Source organism: Rhodoferax ferrireducens (assembly GCF_049302455.1).
Taxonomy (GTDB): domain Bacteria; phylum Pseudomonadota; class Gammaproteobacteria; order Burkholderiales; family Burkholderiaceae_C; genus Rhodoferax; species Rhodoferax ferrireducens_B.
Window position 1 is genome coordinate 1 of record NZ_JBAQMD010000107.1, and the last position, 21,289, is coordinate 21,289.

Below are 21,289 nucleotides of genomic sequence, written 5' to 3' on the forward strand. Positions count from 1 at the left end.
CCAGCGCCGCCACGCCTGCGGCCGCACCGGCGGCGCCGCGCACGCCGGGGGCGGCGGGCTCCACGACTTCCAGCTGGGTGGTCTGGCCAGTGCTGAGCAGTTCGATGTAGGCCGCGAAGGCGCTCGCTTCGTCGGGCAGCTTGCCGTGTTCGGCATCGACCTTCCAGGTGCGCACACCCGGCAGCAGCGCGCTCGCCAGGGTGACGCGGCCGTCGCCGTCGTCCGGCGCGTCGAGGTATTCGAGGCCATCGGCGGTCTGCGTGATGCCGGCCGGTGTGAAGCGCGCGTGGCCGACCACCAGCAGCATTTTTGGCGCGTCGGCGCCCAGGGTCTCGACCTGCGCGTCCAGGCGCCGGCGCAATTGCACGGCCTGGTCGAGCACCGCTTGCGGCGGTGCGCCCCATTCGTAAATGGTGCGCTGCGCGCCCTCGTCGTGCCAAATGCTGCGTTCACGCAGCGCCGCCATGTCCTCGTCGGCCAGCTTCTGCCAGGTGCTGGCCTGGTCGAGGCCGAGCGTGGGGTCGAGCAGCGCGGCCTGCAACTGGATGAAGCCGGGCAGGCCGGCCATCATCTGGCGCGCGCCGCCGTTGTCGAACAGCGCGCCGAAGGCGACCAAGGCGTTGCCAAACGTGTCGTCGCCCGAGAGCGTTTGCATCGGCGCCCACGAGCCGCCGTTGGGCGTGCCCAGCATCAAGAGGCGCGCGCCCTCACGTGCCATCATGCGGGCCCATGTGTCGGGTTTTTCCAAACGCATGGTGCGTGCCACCAGCCCGCCCATCGAGTGCGCCAGCAGGCGCACCGGTTGCTGGCTGGTGTTGCGCGCGGCGAGCGCCGCATCCACCGCCGCCGCCAGGCGCTGCGCTTCATCTTCGATCGGGCGGCGCCAGTCGTAGGCGAAGGGGATCACCTCGTGGCTGTCGGCCAGGCGCTCGATCAGGTCATCGTAGGTACTGCCAATCGGGCCGTCGGGCTCGATGCGCGCGGCAGTCGCCGGGTCCCACGCCAGTTTCTTCAGACCATTGACAAAACGAAAACCGAGCCAGATGCGCTTGCCGTCGAGCTTGAGATTGGAGCCCAGAATGCCGGGCAGCACGAACACTGCCGGGCGGTCGGCCGCGTCGGCGCCGCTGGCATCGGCACCGCGTGAGCGCGCCACGGCGCGCGCGGCACGGGTGCCACTCGCGTCCTCGCCGGCCCACGACAGGGGGCCGATGGTCGCGAAGTCGGCCGGTGCGGTCTCCAGCAGCGCACCCGTGATCGCCTTGACCGTGCTCTCGTTGGCGAAGTAGTTGAAGTGCGAGACCCTGGCGCCGCGGTCGAGTACAAAACTCGCCCCGGCGCCGGCGGCGCTGGCGGCACGCGGCGCGCCGCCGTACATCGAGCGGGTCTGCACAATCAGGTCGTTGTCGGTCCAGTAGAAGGCATCGGACAGCAGCGTCTTGACCCAGGAGCCGATCGAGTCGCCCTCCAGGTCGCCGGCCACTACGCGCAGCTCACCGGGGAGGGTCTCGCCGCCGCCGCTGCCACCGCCGGCGCCGTTCAGCCACTGCACCAGCGGGCTCTCGGGCATCATGGCTTCGAGGCCGGGCAATTCGTCGGGCTGGGTCCGCCGGCGCGCCACTTCAATCAGGAAGTCAAGCAACTGCGGCGCCACCGGCACGCCGCCCAGCTCCAGGCTCCACTTCAATACCGACAGGTAGGCGTCAAGGCGTTTGGACGCCAGCAGCGTGCCGCGCGCCGGGCAGGCCACGCGCACCACGCGTTCGATCTTCAGGCCCTTGGCGATCGCCTCTTGGGCCAGGGTCTGCAGGTCGGCGCGTTGCTGGCGGTAGTCGGCACCGGCGAACAAGGCCAGTTCCTCGCTGCCAGGCGGCTTGCCGCCGCAGGCCCGCGCCAGCACCTCGGCCACCAAGCCGCCGCGCGAATGGGTCAGCAGGTGCACGCGCGCGCCCGCCGGCATGGCGCGCACCAGCGTCAAGGCGTTGGCGATCGGGCCCTGGCCCAGGGTCGGATGGTCGAGTGCGTAGACCCGGTCGCCGTAGTGCTGAAACAGGTCGCGCACGGTCTCCGGGTGCAGGGTCCAGAGCCTGCCGAAGGTGCTGACGCTGTCGACAAAAGTGCCGTGCACCAGCACCAGCAGCGGCCCGCCGTCGGTCGCCGCCGGCACCGCCTCGCGCTTGCGCCCGCTGCCCTTGAGCGGCTCCAGCGCAGTCGCCGAGAGCTCGTACACGCCGGCGTCCACGGCACCGTCAACTTTTTTCGTGATGGCGGCGGTGGCCAGTTTGGCGGCCGGGTCTTTGCTCAGGCCGGTGATGAGCTCAAAGGCACTGAGCACGGCCTGGCCCATCCAGCCGCGCGTCGCGCCACGGGTGGCGCCGGCCTCCAGGCCCGGCCAGCCGAGCTGCGGCGACACCACAACTTCGCTGTCGTCGGCCACATTGACCGCGCCGCGGGTGGCGCCGGCGCTTTGCGCGCGCATCAGGTCGCGCGCGTCTTCGGGGTGCAAGTACAGCGTTGGCCCGTTGGCGATGCTCAGCACCACGACGTCCTCGCCCGGGCGGGCGGTGACGCGCACCGGCTCGGCGCCGCCGCGCTGCGCACCAACCTGTATCGAAACTTTGCTGCTGCCGCGCGTGGCGGCACTGGCCGCCTGCGCCTGGCCCGGGATGATGAAGCTGATGTCCTGCGGTCGGGTGGCCATGGCATGCATCGAACCGGGTGGTCAGACCGTGAAAGGTGTTTGTGCCAGGAAGTTCCCCGCTTGGCCCAGCGTGAACAGATTGGGTGATTGACTGGTCGGCAGGGCGGCGCGGATACGCGTGTGGAACGCGTCGTAGTTGCCGCTGAACTTGCCCAGGTTCCAGACTTTCAGCAGTGATTCAGTGAAGGCGCCGTTGTGCTCGCCGTCCATCGAGGTCTGGTTGTCCTGGCAGCCGGAGATCAGAATCACGGCCGGGTGAAAGCGGCCAACGAGCGCCGTTGCATGGGCGGCCGCGCCGACTTGCGTCAGAGCCGCCAGCGCTGCATCCGGGTCCACGCTGGCCTTGCCGGCAGCGTCGGTGACGTCCTGCTGCAGCTTGTCGTAAAAGGCCTGGTGTTCGCCATAGACGCGCCGGGCCACGGCATCCGGCATCAGCTTGACGCGCTGGCCGGGCGGCGGTGGCGGCGGCGGCAGCTCACGCGTGACGCTGCCGCTGTGACAACTGTCGGACAGCACCAGAATGCGCACGCCGGCCTTGAATTTGCTGAGCGCGAAGTACAGCTCGTCGTCGATCAATTGACCGTCAAACAGGCACCATGTTTCGTCCTTGTTGTCCGGCTCGTCACCATTGACGTCGGGCACCTGGCCGCCATGGCCGGAGTAGCTCATGAAAAACAGGTCGCCCGATTTCAGCGACTTGGCCGCACTGCGCATGGCAGCCAGCGTGTTGGCGCGCGTGGCTTTTTTGCTCAGTAAAACGGTGGACTTCATGCCCCTGGTTTTCGCGATGGCCGCCATGTCGTTGGCGTCGAACTCGCAGGCAGCCAGTGGCCCTGTCCAGCCACTGTAGGCGTCGCCGCTGACGCTGTTGAGGCCGATGTGCAAGGAGAGTCCCCGGGCCTTTGTGTTTGCGGTGTTGTCGATTGCCATGTTGTTCTCCTTGCATGCTTGACATGAAAAAAGCAGGGCGCGGCCCACTTGTGCGTAATGGGCGAACTTCGCTTCGTTCCTCACGCAGGGGCTGGCCGACACTTCGGTCGGATGGCGTCGTGGCCAAACCCGCATCAGACGTAACGTCGTCTGGTTCGTTCAGGCTTTCAACGAGGCGGTTGAATTGATTGGATTCACGGCCAGTTTCAGCCAGAAAGCTGCACTGTTCTTGCCCTCGAAAACGTACTCAATAGCGAGTGATTGGAGTCAGAGATCAAAGGCTATCAGTTGATAAAGATCAAAGGGGGAACAAGTGCTGGGTCGATTCACGCAGAAAAGCAAGTGAGACGGCAAATTGACGCGACCTTGACAGGCCATGGCGCCAGATGCTCTCGCGCAGTCTCGGGTCGGGATCCATTCTGAACGGCGGCATTGCCAAAGGGTTGCAAAACAACTCTTAAGCCTCCCATAACATTTGCTAAATAAAGTTGCGCCAGTTTCCGGTGCACGGTGTGCCAAAACTTAGACCAACCCAACTTCAAGGAAGAATGTAATGAGCCAAAACAAAACAAATAGCCACTGGACCGTCATGACCCTGGCCAGTGCCGTGATGCTGACAGCTTGCGGCGGCGGCGGGGGTTCCACCAGCGCCGCTGACAACACCAGCGCGCCCGCAGCGGCCGCCGTGTATGCCGGACCGATCACCGGTTTTGGCTCGGTCATCGTGAACGGCGTGCGGTTCTCATCGGTGGGCGCCACGCTGCAGGATGATGACGGCCAGGACATCAATCTGGATCAACTCAAACTGGGCATGACGGTGCGCGTGAGTGGTACTGCCGACGACAGCACCCAGCTCGGCACGGCCAGCCAATTGGCTTTGGTGCATGGCATCCGGGGCACGGTCACAAACGTGAATGCATCGGCCAACACGCTCACGTTGCTGGGGCAAACGGTGAACACCAACACGGCCACCGCTTACCAGGGTGTGAGCGGACTGGCCGGACTGACGGCCGGGCAATCGGTGGAGGTGTACGGCGCCTTGCAGGCCGACGGCAGCCTGCTGGCAACCCTCATCCAGCTCAAGACAACAGCACTCACCACGCTGAGCCTGAACGGCGTGGTGGGCAACCTGAGCGCCACCAGCTTCAAGATGGGCAGCCTGACGGTGAACTACAGCACGGCGGTGGTTACCGGGGTGCTGGGCGATGGCAAGCGGGTGAAGATCAAGGCAGCCGCCAGCAATTTTGACGCGGTCAACAACGTGCTGACGGCCAGCACGGTAAAAGTCGAGGAAGCGAGCTCGGTGTATGGCGCTGCCGTCACGGCAGGCGCCTGGCTGAAGATCAGGGGCATCGCCGATGCGGCGCCCATCAATGGCGTGTTGAAGGTCTCGGGTACGCCGGTGAATGTGTCACAGGCAGTGATCAAGGGCAGCACCTGCAACACCGGCAGCACCGGCAGCATCACGACGGGTCAGCTGCTTGAGGTCAAGGGCAACTGGGACGGCAGCGTGTTGCAGGCCACACAGCTTGAACAGGACGGTTGCCGTGCCAGCCAGATTGGCGGCCGCAACGAGCTGTATGGCGCTGTCAGCAGCATCAACGGCAGCACCGTGGTCGTCAATGGTGTCAGTGTTGACTTGAGCACTGCGACGTTCGGGCATGGCGCCACCTTGGCCCAGGTGGCGGTCGGCAGCTATGTCGAAATCAAGGGAAACATGTCGGGCAACCTGCTGCAGGCGACCAAAGTCGAGCTCAAGACCAATGGCACCGGCAGCACCGGTAGCAGCACCAGTACCGATAGCAGCCACGGCAACGACAACAACACCGGTAGCGATAGCAGCCACAGCAACGACAACAACACCGGTAGCGATGGCAGCCACGGCACCGATAGCGGCACCAGTACCGATAGCAGCCACGGGACGGTTGGCGATGTGAGCTATGAACAATACGGTCAGGTGTCCGACTTTGCGTCGGTGGCCAGTTTCAAGCTCAACGGCTTGACGGTCGATGCCTCTGCGGCCCGCTTCGAACACACGAATGCGGCCAGCCTGGCCAACGGGGTTTATGTGGAAATCAAGGGCACCCAAGGCAGCAACGGCGTGTTCGTCGCCACCAAGGTGGACATCAAGAACCACAGCAATCACGACAGCAATGACTGACCCCAAGGCACGACACCACACCCCGCCCCAGGCAAAGAAGGAGTTTCAGGTGATGTATTTGACCCGGCCGCGGCTCATGGGGTAAAACCCAGCACCACACGCCGGGTGCTGGCTGATTTCTTTTCGATCTTGGTGACGACGACCGGACCGATCTCTGCGGTGTTGGCCACATGCGTGCCGCCGCAGGGCTGGAAGTCAATCATCTCTTCGGTGCCGATCCGAATCATGCGGACTTTGCCGCTGCCGCGCGGCGGCTGCACCGACATGCTTTTCACCAGCTCCGGATTGGCGTCCAGTTCGGCGTCGGTAATGGCGCCCACCGTGACCGGGTGGGCCGCCGCCACCAGCCGGGCAATGCCGGCGGTCAGCAGATCCTTGTCCAGCGCATCGGTCATGTTGAAGTCCAGCCGCGCGTAATCGGGCGTAATCGAGCAGCCGTTCACCAGCTGCGGCACCAGATGGCACAGCAGGTGCGTGCTGGTGTGAAAGCGCATCAGGCGGTGACGGCGGGCCCAATCGATGCGTGCAGTCACGGTGTCGCCCACGGCCAGCCTGACAGCCGCTGTTTGCTCCTGATTAAATAGCTGTATGAGAACATCCGACGGGGGCAAGTGGCCTATTTCATCATTGAAACTGCCGTCTTCCGCCTTGCCCTTGCGGGTATCGCCAATCACGATTTCGCTGCCGTCGGCGAGGACCAACAGGCCGGTGTCACCGGCCTGCCCGCCACCCAGCGGATAAAACACGGTGCGGTCCAGCACAATGCCCTGCGGCGTGATGGCAGTGACCGTGGCAGTGCATTCAGTCAGATAAGCGTCGTTGCGAAAGAGGTCTTGGGACATGCTTTGATAATACCGGCATGTCTCACGCGGCCCACTGGCGACCCTGAGCTGCATGGTCCAGCACCAGGTGGAACACGTTGTCGCACTTGGTCTGGAACAGCACGCGGTCATAGCTTTCCTGGGGCAGTTCCCGGTCCAGCACTTCGGCCACCGCCGAGCGCACAATGCGCCGCGTCTGATCGGTCTTGTACCAGTCTTGCACCAGGACTTTGGGCGATTCATCCTGCAGGCGATGCAGCGCTTGTTCGATTGGGTCTTCGGAGATGAAGTTGGGCATAGCTGCTGATAATAAGGCGAGCCTTCGTGCAGTCTTTTTTGCCAAGTCATAAGCGCATGCAAGTAGCTGATTTCAATGCAACTTAATCAAATTTCACCAACAACATTACCAACGTTTTTGCCGACCTTACATGCATCCATTTCATGCAGCTGTTTTCGCAAAAAAGAAACCCGCCGAAGCGGGTTTCTCAGGGCTATCGCCCAAACAGTTCTGAGTGCGTGCCTGCGCGAACAAAAATCACACTGTCGACCTGCAAGCGGTAAATCAGCAGCAGATCACCCTTTGCATGGCATTCACGGTGATCAGCCCATTCGCCTTCCAGCGCATGGTCCAGCCATTCGGCTGACAACGGCCCTTCATTGGCAATCAGCAACATCATGGCCTCTTTGAGCCGCTGCATGTCCTGCTTGCCTGAGTGGGTCAGTTTCTCCCAGTCCTTGCCAAATTGACGTGTGTGTTCAGACTTTCTTGGCAGAGGCGCGCGCTTTGCCTTTGCTGGTTTTTTTATCGAGAGCATCAAAAAGTTCTTTCGCAGAGCCGTAACGCGCCGCCGTCATTTCGCGGGCCTCGATCATTGCTGCAACTGTTTCTGGCGTGGGCTTGCGAATTTCAAAAGGCAAACCGCGAACTTCCACAACCTGTCGCAGAAACAACCGGATGGCACCGCTTAGGTCGAGACCCAAATCGGCGAGCACTTCGGTAGATTGCTTCTTCAAGTCAGGCTCTATCCGTGAACGAATTTCGGCTGACTTCCCATACGTTGCTGCTTGCATAGTGTTGATGTTTAAGTATTTGATTGATGCGTTTGCTTTTTGCGTTTGCTTTTGATTCAGTAGTTAAATTTAGTGTTTGGATTTTTTGCAGTACGTAGCTGCAATGTAGCTACAAATTGGATTGGTGTCAACTTGACTGCTCTTTGACGTGTGGTGCTTACGCCAGTGGGCTGCCAACATTCGCCTGCTCTGCCAGTTCCACCCGAAGCGAGCCACCCACTGCCTGCGCCAGCTTGACCATGGTCTGCACTGACAGATTGGCGTTGCCGCGAAACAACCGCGTGATGTAGGCCGACGAGGTGCCCATGCGCCGGGCCAGTGCTGCGTTGCTCATACCCTGGGCCTGCATGCGCGCATTGACTTGCGCCAGAAACCCCACGGCTACATGTGCAGCCTGCCCCTCGGAGGTGACGGCCAGCCGGGCCATCATTGCGGCGAAAGACTTGGTACTCATTGAGGTGAAACGTTTGGAGGATCGAGTTTGAAAATTAGCCCACAAGCTAATTTTATCCAGAACTCAACAAAAGTTAATGTTTGAGTTAACTTCTGAATTGGGCGCCAAGGGTTCTCAGTTTTACGATCAAATTGGCCTCTAGCCACCGATACATATGCACAAGTGGCTATCAAAAACGTAGCAAATGGTTAGACTGTTGGTGCCATCCCTGGCGGAAAGCGGATGTCCAGCGCGTCCACCGCCAGCTTGCCAGAGATCAGGCGGGGGAGAAGGGCGTCGCGGGTGGCTTTGAGACTGACATTGGCTTTGAGGTGGGTTTCCATCGAGTTGAACAGTGGCGCGACAAGCTGCTGGAACTGCTGTACCAGCGCTTGAGGCGGTGTGAGGATTTCCATGCGTTTGAAGATTCCCTTGGTCTACTCGGCAAAGGTCGAGCCGCCCGACAGCGATTCAAAGTGCGGTTTGCCGAGCTTGAGCCAGTGGTACAGATAGGCCAGCGGATAGGGGAAGTGCGTTCAACAAAACTCCCGGCTCTGCGTCGTCAAGCCGCCCAGCAGCGGCGTCAGGTCCTGCAGGTGCCCGGCAATCAGGTGGCAGACGTCGCCACCGCTCTCGACGTCACGCTGCCAGGTGCCATGGACCGCCAGCAGGCGCGAGCGCAGCAGCGCCGGGCGTTGCCGCTCTTTCAACGCCTTCCACACAATCACATTGACCTGGCCGGTTTCGTCCTCCAACGTGACGAAAATCACACCTTTGGCGGTTTGCGGTTGCTGGCGCATGGTGACGATTCCGCAGGCGCGCGCCAGCCGGCCGTTGGGCAAGTCACGCAGTTGCGCCGCTGTCATCAGTCTCATTTTTGATAGCTGCTTGCGCAACAGCAACAAGGGGTGCGACCTTAAAGTAAGCCCCAAGGCGGCGTAGTCGAAGATCACTTCTTCGCCCTCGCTGGCTGGCGGGAGTTGCAACGCCGCTTCTGCCACCGGCACCGCCCGCAGCAAGCCGGGCGCGCTCTGCAGCGCCGCCGCCGCCCACACCTGCTGGCGCCGGTGGCCCGACAGGCTGATCAACGCGTCGGCACTGGCCAGCGCCTTGAGGTCGCCCGCATCGAGCGCGCAGCGCAGGGCCAGGTCTTCGGTGCTGGTGAACGGGGCTTCAACACGCGCCGCCACGATGCGCTGGGCGGCCGATTCAGACAGGCCGCTGACCTGGCGCAGACCGAGGCGCACGAAGGGCGATCTGCACACGTCTGGTGATTGAGTGGCACCGCTATTGGGGTCAGAGCCCAAATCGGTGTTCGGCCTGGTGCTTTGCCAAAATTTTTGCCCCGAATTGGGATCCGACCCCAAAAGCTTGGTTGACTTCGCTGGCTCCAGCGTGCAATCCCAGTCACTGCGGGTCACATCGACCGGGCGCACCCCGACGCCATGGCGCTGCGCGTCTTGCACCAGTTGCGACGGGCTGTAAAAGCCCAGTGGCTGGCTGTTGAGCAGGGCGGCCAGAAAACAGGCGGGCTCATGGCGTTTGAGCCAGCTGCTCACATACACCAGCAGGGCAAAGCTGGCGGCGTGGCTCTCGGGAAAGCCGTATTCGCCAAAGCCTTCGATCTGCTTGAATATCTGCTCGGCAAACTCAAGGCTATAGCCGTTCTTCAGCATGCCGCCGACCAGGCGGTCGTAAAACTTGTGCACGCCGCCCTGGCGCTTCCAGGCCGCCATGGAGCGACGCAGGCTGTCGGACTCACCGGCTGAAAAGTCAGCCGCCGCCATGGCGATCTGCATCACCTGCTCCTGAAAAATAGGCACGCCCAGCGTGCGTTTCAGGACTTCTTGCAGGGCCGGGCTGGGGTACGGCACCTGCTCGGGGTGCTCGCGCGCTTTCAGGTAGGGGTGCACCATGCCGCCCTGAATCGGCCCCGGGCGCACGATCGCGACCTCCACCACCAAGTCGTAAAAGCAACGCGGTTTCAGGCGCGGCAACATGCTCATCTGCGCGCGGCTCTCGATCTGGAACACGCCCACGGTGTCGGCCTGGCAAATCATGGCGTAGGTGGCCGGGTCTTCCGGGGGGATGTCCTGCATTGAAAACGGCGTGCCGCGCTGCACGCTGATGAGGTCCAGGCAGCGCCGGATGGCGCTGAGCATGCCCAGCGCCAGCACGTCCACCTTGAGCAGCCCCATGGCGTCCAGATCATCCTTGTCCCACTGGATGATGCTGCGCTCCGGCATGGCGGCGTTCTCCACCGGCACCAGCCGGGTGAGTTTGCCGCGGGTGAGCACAAAGCCGCCCGGATGCTGGCTCAGGTGGCGCGGGAAACGCTGCAACTGGGTGCTCAGATCGAGCCAAAGCTGCAGACGTTCAGCGGGTGGTGCCACGTCTGCCGCCAGCAGCGCCAGCGCTGACTGCAGCCGCTCAACCAGCACCGTGCGGCTGTACATGCCGGGGTGCTCTTTGGCCAGCGCGCTGATCAGCGCCTCGGGAACAGCCAGCGCGCGCCCCACATCGCGCAAGGCACTGCGCGGACGGTAGCTGATGACCACGGCGCTCAAAGCGGCGCGCTCACGTCCGTACTTGGCGTAGATGTACTGGATGACTTCTTCGCGCCGCTGGTGCTCAAAATCGACGTCGATATCAGGGGGCTCGTTGCGCTCTCTGGAGATGAAGCGCTCGAACAGCATGTTCATGCGCGAAGGATCCACCTCGGTCACGCCCAGGCAATAGCAAACCGCCGAGTTGGCGGCCGAGCCGCGGCCCTGGCACAGGATGTGGCGGCTGCGCGCAAAGCGAACGATGTCGTGCACGGTCAAAAAATACATCTCAAAGTGGAGTTCCGTGATCAGCGCCAGCTCGTGCTCTAACTGCTGCTGCACAGAGGCCGGGGTGCCCTGCGGGTAGCGATAGAGCGCGCCCTCGGCGGTGTAACGACGCAGGGTTTGCGCCGCTGACAAGCCCGGCAGCACCGTCTCCAGCGGGTACTGGTAGCGCAACTCATCAAGGCTGAAGCTGCAGCGTGCCGCCACTAGCAGCGTGTTGGCGAGCACGTCGGGCGAATAAATGGCGGCCAGGCGCTGGCGCGAGCGCAGGTGCGCCTCCGCGTTGGGTTGCAACGAGCGGCCGCAGTCAAACACCGGCTGGCCCAGTCGCACGGCACTGAGCACATCCTGCAGCGGCTTGCGCGAGCGCACATGCATGTGCACGTTGCCGGCCGCCACCAGCGGCACGCCGGTGAGACGGGCCAGTTGTTGCAGCCGCTGCCCCTGCAGCGCGTCATCAGGCGCCAGCAGCAACTCGATCAACAGCCATAAATTTGGACCAAACAGGGCTCTAGCCCCCGTCGTTATTGCGTAAGCAACTTCGAAATGAAGAGCAGACGGCAGCCCCAGCAAGATCTCGCAACCGCCCAGCAGCGCCCAGGGGGCGTCCTGCCAGAGCAACCGGTACTGGCCTTTGGGCGCGGCCCGGCGCGCCTGGGTGATGAACTCGCACAGGTCGCCCCAGGCCTGCAGGTCGTGCGGCAGCGCCACCAGCCGAAAACCGGCAGCAGGCGCGGCGCCATCGGTCCCATCAGCCTGCGTCACCGCAAACTCGGCCCCGGGCAGCAACTTCAAACCTAGTTTTTTCGCCTCGGTATGCGCGCGCACCACACCCGCCACCGAGCACTCGTCGGTGAGGGCCAGCGCCGCGTAACCCAGGGCTGCCGCACGCGCCACCAGCTCTTCCGGGTGCGAGGCGCCGCGTCCAAAGCTGAAGTTGGACAGGCAATGCAGCTCGCAATAGCCCGCCATAGAAGACACCATGGGAAAAATGCCACCGGAAACCCGGTGAAATACTGTTTAAAAAACCAGTATAAACAATGATGCCACTTTCACAAGTGGTTTTGCGCCACGGCCAGCAGGGGTTGGCCCTGCTGGCAGGCGATGGGTTGAATCGCCGACGATGCAGTGCCTGATCAGCTCGGTCTATTTCTTCCAAACAGGCGGGCAAAAAAACCAGTGGGTGGCACGACCGCGGGGACAACGGGCGCACTTGGGGCACGCTGGTTTGCCCTCCACTTTCCGAAGCGCAGGTCGTGGGTCATGATGTGGCCAATCAGCCATTTGTTCAGAAAACGGCGCAGTTCCTGCACGCGATCCTCGGTCCACGCCCCCTGGTTCCCCAGAAAGTCGGCGACCTGTGCGCCAAACTCTTCGTGGAGCTTGAGGTGCTGCTCAAAAGCCGGATACCCGCTACTTTCCATCAGTTCCTGCTCGTTGGAGAAGTGCGTGACGACGTAATCGAGCAACTCTTCGACCGTTTGATCGACCGATGCCAGATCCAACGCTTTCACCAGCGTGAACAGGTGCCGGTGTTCCTGATCAACCTGGTCGATGCCGACCTTGAACCCATCGCGCCATTCGATGACGAACGGAGTCTTGGTGGACGTTATTTCTGAAGTCATTGAAGTATTTCCTTTTTGCATGCCGGCGTGGCTGGTCTGATGATGATCGAAACTGTAAGCTAATCACTTGATCATGGCACCCCCCTCTACAGGGCATTTTGATACCTACATCAAGGTATGGATACATGAAAAAGAGCTAATAAAACTCAACTATGCGGATGTGGCGCTCAAGCTCATCGATGCGGTAACCCAGATCACACACCAGCGCTCGCCTAAGCAAAAAGCCCATGCAAAAACCATTGCGGGTCGGCGTTGGCGGCTGCGCCCTGCCCGCTCAGGCGCTCGCGGTAAATCCACAACAAACCAGACTGCTCGCTGCGGGCCAGAAAATAGTCGCGCAAGGCGCAGTCATCTGCCTCCCACCAGCCAGCCTCAAGCCGCTGCGGACCGGCCATCAGCGTCAACGGGCCCAGGTCGTGGGGACGCTTCTGGTGCACCGCGAGCTGGCGCGGCGTGGCCAGCAGCCAGGTCGGATACAGCGCCGAGCTGTTTGTATCTTTTAGGGCTCTAGCCCCCGTCCTTCCTTCGCAAGTAGCTATCAATTGTGAAGCATTGACAGCGGCTTGCCAGACTTGCATTTTTTCCGGCCGGTGCTCGTCGCAGGGCTGCATCTGCAGCACCTGTTGCGCGCCCAGGCGGGCGCTCAGACGCTCCAGCAACTGCTGCAGACTGTCGCCGGAGCGGCGCGCCTCTAGCAGCAAACTGGCCGTTTCACCCGCCAGTTTTTGCGTCTCCAGCGTGCGCAAACGCAGGGCGTGCACCGGCGCGGGCAAGGTCACGCGGGCCAGCTGCTCGCCCGCCAGGCGCAGCAGATGGGCCATGTCCGCGCTCGGCTCGGCACTGCGCAGCGGCAGTTGACCCTGGGTCGCGGTGTTGCGCCGGGCGTCCATGGTCCAGCACAACTCCAGCGCCAGCACGCCCCGATGGCGCAGTTGCAGCCACAACTGCAACTGCTGGAACAAGCGGCGTGCGCCAAGCAGCAGCGCCGGAGCGGTTTCGACCTGGGCGCCCAGCGCCAGCGTGGCATCGAACACATCGGGCAGCGCCAGCCACGGGTAGAGCTCGGGCTGCAGGCCGTAGGCCCGGTCCAGCGCCGCCAGCAGCGGTGCGCCAAAGCGCCGTGCCACACCGCCCCGTGGCAGGGCGCGCAACTGGCCCCAATGGCTGCAGCCGAGCCGCTCTAACGTGGCCAGATGGGGCCGGGCCGCCGCCAGCGTGTGCAGCGGCAGATCGTCAGGACTCGTGCGCGCCAAGGCCTTGTCCTGGAGCCGTGCATACGCTATTAAAGAAGTAGCGCCTCGCGCATACTGGACGGGGGCTACTGGCTTATTTGATGTATAAATTTGGCGCAGGAGCGCGCGCCAGCCACCCCACAGGCGCTCACTGGCCGACACCTCCAGCAGCAGCGCATCGTCCAGCCGAGCGACCTTGGGCGTGTACTGCAGCGCCCAGCCGCCCAAGGCGAGCAGCGCATCGGGATCAACATCGGCCTCAGGCCCTGGCCGCAAGGCAATCCAGTGCATGACCGGCCTCCTCCCTGGCCACAAGCTGCTGACCAGGCCCTTGGCTGTCACCCCGCAAAGCCAGCAACACCGCCAGACCGGCGGGACGGGCGCTCAGCACCAAGGTGTGCGCCAGCGGCGCACCGCGCCGCTTGAGAATCTGCACCCGCAAGGCGTCTGACGCCACATCGGCGGCCAGCGCACGGACCAGCAGCAGGCGCAGCACGGCGGGCGAGGACTCACTTTGCGCCGCCGCCGGTCGCAGCACAAACAAGAGCTTGCTGTGGGTCTGGGCAGCGAGTTGCAAACGCCGCAGCTGCTCAGTGCGCACCTGCGGCAACCAGGCCAGCACCACCACCACCTCGGCACAACGCAAGGCCTGCTCGGTCGCCCACAGGCGGGCCGCAGGCGCAGCGGCGCCAACCCACAACAAGCGCCGGGCATCCAGGCCCTGTGCAGCCAGCCCAGGGCCAAACGGCACCTGTGGCGGGCCCACCAACACCACCGGGCCGCAGGTTCGCGTCAACGCCGGCAGCAACAGGCGCCACTCCTGACAAACACCCGGCGGCTGCAGGATTTCGCTGATCGCCCCCAGTGGCCAGCCACCCCCGGGCAACTCGGCGTCCAGCGCGCCATGGCCGCTGGCAACCGTGGCTCCGGCGGCGCAGGCCAGCGCATCGGCGCGCCAGACGGCGGCGCCAAAGTCAAGAGAGGCAACAGACAAGGAACTCGGCAGCATGAGCAATCACTGAAAATCAAGGGTAATTAACTGTATGAAACAACAGTATAGTGAATTGCCTGGCTTGCGTCTTGTCGATTCGCTCCCACGTTCGGCTCGTTATCATCCGGCCATGCCAACCCGCTCTTACGCCCACCTTGACAGCGCCGCCTGGGGCCGGGCCTTGCTGCGCGGGGCGGCCAGTTGGTGGCACATGATTCACCTCGGTGCCATCGTGCTGGTGCTGGCCCTGTCGCCTTCGACCTACAACCGCGCCAACCGCGCCATCACGTCGCGCCATATTTATGCCAGCACCTGGCAGGTGTTGCCCTGGTTCACGGCCATGGCCGCCCTGTTCAGTCTGGTGCTGATCCGCATCGTGGTGGTCACGGCGCTGAACTACGGCCTGTCGCAATACGCCCTGCAGATGGTGGTGCGGGTGCTGGTGCTGGAGCTCATTCCGCTGTCGGCGGCCCTGTTTGTGGCGCTGCGCGCCGGGATGACGTTCAACGCGCAGGCCAACACTTTGCAAGCTCATGACTCTTTCACCGCTCGCCCTGAGCCTGGCCTGTCGGGAGCTGGTCGAACGATCGAAGGGCTTCGACCAGCTCAGCCCGAACGGAAATCGGGTCTTCGTCAGGCCGAATCAATAAGCCTCACCCGCCTGCGCGCTGACGTGGTGCCGCGTGTGCTGGCGAGCGCCTTCTCGGTCCTGACGCTGGCCATGATCAACAGCGTGATTGTGCTGGTGCTGGCCTATCTCATCGTCTATGGCTTGTCGCCCTGGGGGCTGCCGGGCTACACGCGCACCGTCGGCCATGTGTTCGATCTGTCCGTCACGCTGGGCTTTGCCCTCAAAACTGTTTTCTTCAGTCTGGCCGTGGCGGTGGTGCCGATGGCTGCCAGTCTGGAAGCGGCGCGCGACAACGCCAACGCCAATGGCGTGCAGCCCGGTGCCGCGCGCCTGTTTTTGGTCCTCTTGTTGATCGAGGCCGCCTCGCTGGTGATCAAGTACATCTAAGCTCACACCGTATGGAACCACAATCCCCACCCTCATCGCCACCCGCCGCGCCGCCCCCGGCAACCATCGCCCACGTCGAGTTCAGGGCCATCATGCTGCTGGTCCTGATCACGGCCCTGATCTGCGGTTTTTTGCTGTACGTGATGTACGCGCGCGGCGTGTTCGAGAAAACCCAGCAGCTGGTGCTGGTGGCCGACGACTCCGAAGGTGTGCTCGTCGGCATGGATCTCACCTTCTCGGGCTTTCCCATCGGCCGCGTGCGGCGCATCGAGCTGGCCTTGGACGGCAAGGCGCGCATGGTGATTGACGTGCCACTCAAGGACGCGCCCTGGCTGCGCACATCGAGCATCTTCACCATGGAACGCAGCATGGTGGGAGAAACCCACCTGCGCGCCTTCAGTGGCATTCTGAGCGACCCGCCCTTGCCGGCCAACGCCGAGCGCACCGTGCTGCGCGGCGACACCAACGCCGAAATCCCCCGCATCGTGGCGTCGACCCGCACGCTGCTGGAAAACCTGGAGAACATGACCGGGCCGGAGTCCAATATCAACACCAGCCTAAGCAACCTGAAAACAGTCAGCGAGCGCTTGACCGGCCGCTACGGCCTGCTCAGCGGCGTGATGGGCAGCGAAGACAACGCCAAAAAAATCATCGCCACGCTGGACCAGACCAACGCGCTGCTGGCCAAAGCCGATCAACGCATTTTTGGCGCCAAGGGCGTGATGGACAGCGCCCAGGCCACCATTGATGGCTCGCAGGTGGCAATTCGGGAGCTCACCGGCGTCTTGACCGACGCCCGTGCCAGCCTGAAAAGAGTCGATGCCGTGCTGGCCGAAGCCCAGGCCGTGGGCGCGAATGCGCGCGTTGCCAGCGCCGACCTGGGTGCGCTGCGCGCCGAAGTCGAGATCAGCCTGCGCAAGGTGAGCCAATTGGTGGAAGAGGTGAACCGCAAATGGCCGTTTGCTCGGGATACGGAGATTAAATTGCCTTGATGTTTTTTCTCGTTATCTGGTTTTTGATTGTTAATGTTTGATTGTTAATGTTTTTTTGATGTCTGTATTCCCCCCCCTATCCCCCCGCCCCTTTACACCCCCGCCGGGGCGGAAAGGGGAGCTAACAGCCACATTTGGCCAACGCTTTAATGGTGGGAAATTTGTTTCTTGATGATGCGCTGGCCTCAAAGTTTCGCCATGGCATTGACCGGCTGATCACCCAGGCAGATGCTGCGCTGGTTTGCAGTCTTGGTTTGGCCGCTAGCCTTGAATTGACGGGATTGGCTGGTTCATGGGTTACCGTCACTTTGAGGCCAGCGCGCGGTCGAGCGTTTATTTCCCACCGTAAAGGACGCGGCCAAATGTGGCGGTTGGCCCCCTCTTCCGCCCGGCGGGGCGGGAGAGGGCGGGGGGAGTGAGTGGGGAAAAAGAAAGTTAAGAATTGAAGCCCAGCAAAGGCCACGGCCGATGGAATCGTCAAGCGTAAAAAGATTGAAAGTAATGAATCCAGATCAATCAGATAAAAAAATGAAATCAAGCAAACGAACACATCCAAGCCAGCACCGGACCAGCGCCAGTCACTGGATCACCCTGCTGAGCGCCCTGCTCTTGAGCGCCTGCGCCAGCAAGCCGGTGCCACCCGACTGGCAAACCAATGCCTTTGCCGCGCTCAAGGATTTTTCAGCGGCTTACCTGAAAGGCAACACGCGACTGGCCGATTTTGAGTTTACGCGCGCCAAGTCCGAGATCGCCAGCACGGGCCGCGCCGACCTGCTGGCGCGCGCCGAACTGACGCGCTGCGCGGTGCGCCTGGCCAGCCTGGAGCTGGATCAATGTGCCGGTTATCAAACGCTGGCCTTGGAGGCGGGCCCTGACGAGCAGGCTTATGCGGCATTTTTGACCGGCCAGTGGCGCGGCCTGGATGTGGCGCGGCTGCCGGTCCCGTACCGTGCCATCGTTTTGACGGCGGCGGCCAAGCAGCCATCCGACCCGCAACCCAGTGCGCTGGCCGCCATTGAAGACCCCTTGTCACGCCTGATCGCTGCCGGTGCACTGCTGCAAAGCAGCCGCCTGAGCAGCTTTGATGTCGCCACTGCGACCGATACCGCGTCCAGCCAGGGCTGGCGTCGCCCGCTGTTGGCCTGGCTGGGTGTGCAACTCAAACGCGCGGGTGATGCACAGGACGCTCAGTCAGCCAGTCGGATTCAGCGCCGGATCGACCTGGTCTTGCAAGGCGCGCCAAAAAATCCTTAGGCGCGCCCACACCCCTGATCAGACCGTGCCAGTGGACTTCTCGCTTTGCGGGTTCCAGTTGAACAGGTGCCGCAGACGCTCACTGACTGCGGCCAGACCAGCCCCCACAGCGGTGCCAATGAGGCCCGCAATGCGCTGCATTTCCTGCGCCCGGAGTTCTTTGGCGTATTTCTGAATCTCATCCATTTGGATCGAATCCATGATTTCTTCCTTTTTCATGTTGCGACGCAACATCTCATGGAGTTAACTGTAATTACATCTCAGGCGAATGACAATTAGCGTTCATGGACAAACATTGATGAATATTCATCCATAATCGCGCCATGGATCGTTCCGCCGAGATGACCGCTTTTGTCCGCGCCGTCGAAACCGGTGGGTTTACCGCCGCCGCGCGCGAGATGGGTTTGACACCATCGGCCTTGTCCAAATTGGTGACGCGGCTCGAAGACCGATTGGGCGCACGACTGCTGCAACGCACCACCCGCCGCTTGCAACTGACCAGCGAAGGCGAAGCTTTCTACGCCCGTGCGCGCCCGATTCTGCTGGCCATGGATGAGGCCGAGGCCGAGGTCACCCAGGCCGGCTTGAGCCCGCGTGGCTTGTTGCGCCTGCACTGCGGATCGACCTTCGGCCTGCATCAACTGGCGCGCGCCATCCCCCATTTCCAGCGGCTTTACCCAGACGTGCAGCTGGACATCACCATCAGCGATCAGCCGCCTGCGGCCATGGAGGAAGGCATCGACCTGACGATCCGCACCGGACCGCTGGACGACTCATCCATGGTGGCGCGGCGCATTTGCACGCTGGAGCGGGTGATCTGCGCCGCTCCGAGCTATCTGGCGCTGCATGGCACGCCGCGCATACCGGACGATTTGCAACAGCACAACTGTCTGTGGATTTCGAGCCTGCCCGCACTGCGACGCTGGCCTTTTGACACCGACGATGGCATCCGCGTGGTGCACATCGGTGGCAATGTCGTGGCCAACAATGCCGAAACCGTGTTGCAACTGGCGGTGGCGGGGGTGGGTATCACGCGTCTGACCAACGTCATCGTCAGTGCGGCCATCGCCCGCCGGGAGTTGGTGCCGATCCTGACCGATTGGCACCATGTGGAGCCGGTGCCCTTGTTCGCCACCTACCCCAGCGGTCGCAATCTGGCGCCCAAGGTGCGGGCGATGGTCGATTTCCTGGTGGATTTTTTCAAGGACTCAGACCAGCAATTCCAGCGCGTCACACCAGCGGGTTCGCCCTGACAGGTAGGCCGGTGGCGGTCAATGCGCCGGATGTTCCACCACCCGGCCAATATCGGGCCAGCGGCGGTGCAGATAGAGCCAGGCGAACAGACCGACACACATCATGCTCAGAGAAGCGACGGCCAGTGACACGGATGAATGCATCACCAGCGGCGCAATGAGACCGGCCACCAGTCCATTGGCCGAGGAGGCAATAAAGGCCTGCAAGCTGGAGGCCATGCCACGGCGCTCCGGATGCAGATCGAGCACCAGCAGGGTGATCACCGGCACCATCATGGCCCAGCCAAACGCGAAGATGGCAATCGGAAACAGCGACCACGCCACATGCGCCTTGAAGAGCCAGTTGGCCACCAGATTCAGGCTGGCGATCAGCAGCATGATCAACAAACCGTACTTGATTTGCTGCTTGGGCGCCAGTTTGCCCGCCATGCGGCCGCTGAACCAGGCGCCGCCCATGATGCCGCTGATGGTGAGTACAAAGAACCAGAAAAACTGCGTCGGCGCCAAACCCAAAATCCCACCCAAAAAAGCCGGCGCCGACAAGATGTACAAAAACATGCCGTTGAACGGCACGCCACTGGCCAGCGCCAGCAGCAAAAAGCGCGGGTCGAGCCCGAGCTTCCAGTAGCCCTGCAGCAGATTGCTGACCTTGAGCGGCTGACGTTGCGTGAGATGCAGGGTTTCGGGCAGGAGCTTGTAATTGGCGACCCACAGCAACACGCCCACCGCGGTCAGAAACCAGAACACACTGTGCCAGCCCAAGTGCACAAACAGGGTGCCGCCAATGATGGGCGCAATGGCCGGCGCCACGCCGAAATAAATGGTGATCTGGCTCATCACCTTTTGTGCCTGCGCCGGCGCAAACATGTCACGCACGACGGCTCTTGAGACCACAATGCCGGCGCCCGTGGTCAGGCCCTGCACGGCCCGAAAGAACACCAACTGGCCAATGCTTTGCGACAGGGCGCAGCCCATGGAGGCCAGCGTGAAGGCCGCCAGGCCCCACAACACCACCGGTCGGCGCCCCACGCTATCGGAAATCGCGCCGTGAAACAGGCTCATGAAAGCAAAGCCGAACAGGTAGGCCGAGAGCGTTTGCTGCATCTGCACCGGCGTCGCGCCCAGCGATTGGGCGATGCCGGAAAAAGCCGGTATATAGGTGTCAATCGAGAACGGTCCCAGCATGCCCAGCACCGCCAGCAGCACCGCCAGCGCCCAGCGGGGCGCCCGCCAGAGTTGTTGCGCGTCGGGGTTCATGCGGAAATATCAGAGCGACAGGCCCAGCAGCGTGACCACCACGATCAGCACACCAAGCACCAGATTCACCATCACCCAGGTGCGAATGCTGGCCAGCGCCGCGCCGCCCGCAGGCCAGGCGGCTTCTGTTACCGCACGCGACAGGCGCGCGAAAAGGACAAAGCGAATATGGCCAAAAATCAGCATCATCAACAGGCCCAAGGTCGCCATCACCATCCATTCAAGCGGCATGTTGAACTTGACGCCCGATTGCGCCATTTGCCGCGCCATCCGGCCGATCATCCAGATGCCGCTGCCCAGCGTCAAGCCGGCTGCGACCAGCACGGCGTTGAAGAAACGGCCCAGCACGTCGTGCATCAACCGGATGCGCTGCGGCGGCTCCAATTGGCTCAGCGCGGGGCGCAAAAAGAATTGGGCAAACACCATGCCGCCAATCCAGACGATGATGGACAAGAGATGAACGGTTTTGAGCGCGGTGTAGAGCATGAGTTGGGGCAGGTCGGTGGGGTTCAGAAGGCGGGCGTCATCGATGATACCACAGCTGCTGCAGTTCGGGTTGAACCTGAATCGCCGTCCTCGCGGCGACAGCGTTGACGCAACTTTGGCCGCTGTACCGGGTCGCTTTGCTGCCCACGGCGTTCGACGCTGTCATGGGCGTGGCAGGGCTGGCCGGCTGGCATCTCCATCCGGACATGCGGGTCAAATTGCTGACTTGAGCC

21 protein-coding genes are annotated in these 21,289 nt (G+C 62.6%); 6 read left to right on the forward strand and 15 right to left on the reverse strand.

What is annotated here, in order from left to right:
* Together WA157_RS17750 and WA157_RS17755 are read right to left on the reverse strand one after the other, a co-directional pair.
* The coding region (locus WA157_RS17750) for an esterase/lipase family protein (protein WP_422622231.1) at positions 1-2,701 on the reverse strand (2,701 nt) is incomplete at its 3' end.
* Between the two features lie 21 nt (positions 2,702-2,722).
* Positions 2,723-3,631, reverse strand: coding sequence for a caspase family protein (locus WA157_RS17755; protein ID WP_422622232.1), 909 nt, complete (start codon positions 3,629-3,631; stop codon positions 2,723-2,725).
* A 553-nt stretch (positions 3,632-4,184) separates the two neighbouring features.
* On the opposite strand from WA157_RS17755, the gene WA157_RS17760 reads away from it, so the two are divergent.
* Positions 4,185-5,792: a DUF5666 domain-containing protein gene (locus WA157_RS17760; RefSeq protein WP_422622233.1), complete on the forward strand. Its 1,608-nt coding sequence runs from the start codon at positions 4,185-4,187 to the stop codon at positions 5,790-5,792.
* Between the two features lie 74 nt (positions 5,793-5,866).
* Here WA157_RS17760 and WA157_RS17765 read toward each other — a convergent pair whose 3' ends face one another.
* The 10 genes from WA157_RS17765 to imuA form a co-directional block, all read right to left on the reverse strand.
* Positions 5,867-6,634, reverse strand: a complete 768-nt coding sequence (locus WA157_RS17765) for an alanyl-tRNA editing protein (RefSeq protein ID WP_422622234.1) — start codon at positions 6,632-6,634, stop codon at positions 5,867-5,869.
* Between the two features lie 22 nt (positions 6,635-6,656).
* Positions 6,657-6,911, reverse strand: coding sequence for a hypothetical protein (locus tag WA157_RS17770; RefSeq protein WP_422622235.1), 255 nt, complete (start codon positions 6,909-6,911; stop codon positions 6,657-6,659).
* Between the two features lie 193 nt (positions 6,912-7,104).
* Positions 7,105-7,428: a type II toxin-antitoxin system YafQ family toxin gene (locus tag WA157_RS17775; RefSeq protein WP_422622236.1), complete on the reverse strand. Its 324-nt coding sequence runs from the start codon at positions 7,426-7,428 to the stop codon at positions 7,105-7,107.
* Entirely contained in the window at positions 7,370-7,627 is a 258-nt protein-coding gene (locus tag WA157_RS17780) for a type II toxin-antitoxin system RelB/DinJ family antitoxin (RefSeq protein ID WP_422622237.1), read from the reverse strand. The genes WA157_RS17775 and WA157_RS17780 overlap by 59 nt, the downstream gene beginning before the upstream one ends.
* 214 nt (positions 7,628-7,841) lie before the next feature.
* Positions 7,842-8,138, reverse strand: a complete 297-nt coding sequence (locus WA157_RS17785; protein ID WP_422622238.1) for a helix-turn-helix transcriptional regulator — start codon at positions 8,136-8,138, stop codon at positions 7,842-7,844.
* Positions 8,139-8,326: 188 nt separating this feature from the next.
* On the reverse strand, positions 8,327-8,533 hold the full coding sequence (locus tag WA157_RS17790; RefSeq protein ID WP_422622239.1) for a hypothetical protein: 207 nt from the start codon (positions 8,531-8,533) through the stop codon (positions 8,327-8,329).
* A gap of 120 nt (positions 8,534-8,653) precedes the next feature.
* Entirely contained in the window at positions 8,654-11,932 is a 3,279-nt protein-coding gene (locus WA157_RS17795; protein WP_422622240.1) for an error-prone DNA polymerase, read from the reverse strand.
* Between the two features lie 152 nt (positions 11,933-12,084).
* Complete coding sequence (locus WA157_RS17800; protein WP_422622241.1) at positions 12,085-12,573, reverse strand: bacteriohemerythrin; 489 nt, start codon at positions 12,571-12,573, stop codon at positions 12,085-12,087.
* A gap of 212 nt (positions 12,574-12,785) precedes the next feature.
* Positions 12,786-14,096 carry a DNA polymerase Y family protein gene (locus WA157_RS17805; RefSeq protein ID WP_422622242.1) on the reverse strand — a complete coding sequence of 437 codons (1,311 nt, stop codon included), beginning with the start codon at positions 14,094-14,096 and terminating at the stop codon, positions 12,786-12,788.
* Positions 14,065-14,814 (reverse strand): translesion DNA synthesis-associated protein ImuA, encoded by a 750-nt coding sequence (gene imuA, locus WA157_RS17810; RefSeq protein ID WP_422622243.1) that lies wholly within the window; start codon positions 14,812-14,814, stop codon positions 14,065-14,067. Before imuA ends, WA157_RS17805 begins: the two co-directional genes overlap by 32 nt.
* A gap of 112 nt (positions 14,815-14,926) precedes the next feature.
* Between imuA and WA157_RS17815 the strand changes: the two genes are divergently transcribed.
* From WA157_RS17815 to WA157_RS17825, 3 genes are all read left to right on the forward strand, one after another.
* Entirely contained in the window at positions 14,927-15,814 is an 888-nt protein-coding gene (locus WA157_RS17815; RefSeq protein ID WP_422622244.1) for an MlaE family ABC transporter permease, read from the forward strand.
* A gap of 11 nt (positions 15,815-15,825) precedes the next feature.
* Positions 15,826-16,806 carry an MlaD family protein gene (locus WA157_RS17820; RefSeq protein WP_422622245.1) on the forward strand — a complete coding sequence of 327 codons (981 nt, stop codon included), beginning with the start codon at positions 15,826-15,828 and terminating at the stop codon, positions 16,804-16,806.
* A 528-nt stretch (positions 16,807-17,334) separates the two neighbouring features.
* Positions 17,335-18,060 carry a hypothetical protein gene (locus WA157_RS17825; protein ID WP_422622246.1) on the forward strand — a complete coding sequence of 242 codons (726 nt, stop codon included), beginning with the start codon at positions 17,335-17,337 and terminating at the stop codon, positions 18,058-18,060.
* A gap of 18 nt (positions 18,061-18,078) precedes the next feature.
* Here WA157_RS17825 and WA157_RS17830 read toward each other — a convergent pair whose 3' ends face one another.
* Complete coding sequence (locus WA157_RS17830; protein ID WP_422622247.1) at positions 18,079-18,261, reverse strand: hypothetical protein; 183 nt, start codon at positions 18,259-18,261, stop codon at positions 18,079-18,081.
* 122 nt (positions 18,262-18,383) lie between these two features.
* On the opposite strand from WA157_RS17830, the gene WA157_RS17835 reads away from it, so the two are divergent.
* Complete coding sequence (locus tag WA157_RS17835; protein WP_422622248.1) at positions 18,384-19,313, forward strand: LysR family transcriptional regulator; 930 nt, start codon at positions 18,384-18,386, stop codon at positions 19,311-19,313.
* Positions 19,314-19,331: 18 nt separating this feature from the next.
* On the opposite strand, the gene WA157_RS17840 is transcribed toward WA157_RS17835, so the two are convergent.
* The gene (locus WA157_RS17840) at positions 19,332-20,570 is read right to left on the reverse strand and encodes a multidrug effflux MFS transporter (RefSeq protein WP_422622249.1); all 1,239 of its coding nucleotides are present in this window, start codon (positions 20,568-20,570) and stop codon (positions 19,332-19,334) included.
* 9 nt (positions 20,571-20,579) lie between these two features.
* A complete protein-coding gene (locus tag WA157_RS17845; protein ID WP_422622250.1) occupies positions 20,580-21,056 on the reverse strand; it encodes a CopD family protein in 477 nt (158 codons plus the stop codon).
* 104 nt (positions 21,057-21,160) lie between these two features.
* On the opposite strand from WA157_RS17845, the gene WA157_RS17850 reads away from it, so the two are divergent.
* Entirely contained in the window at positions 21,161-21,286 is a 126-nt protein-coding gene (locus tag WA157_RS17850; protein WP_422622251.1) for a hypothetical protein, read from the forward strand.
* Positions 21,287-21,289 lie beyond the last annotated feature (3 nt).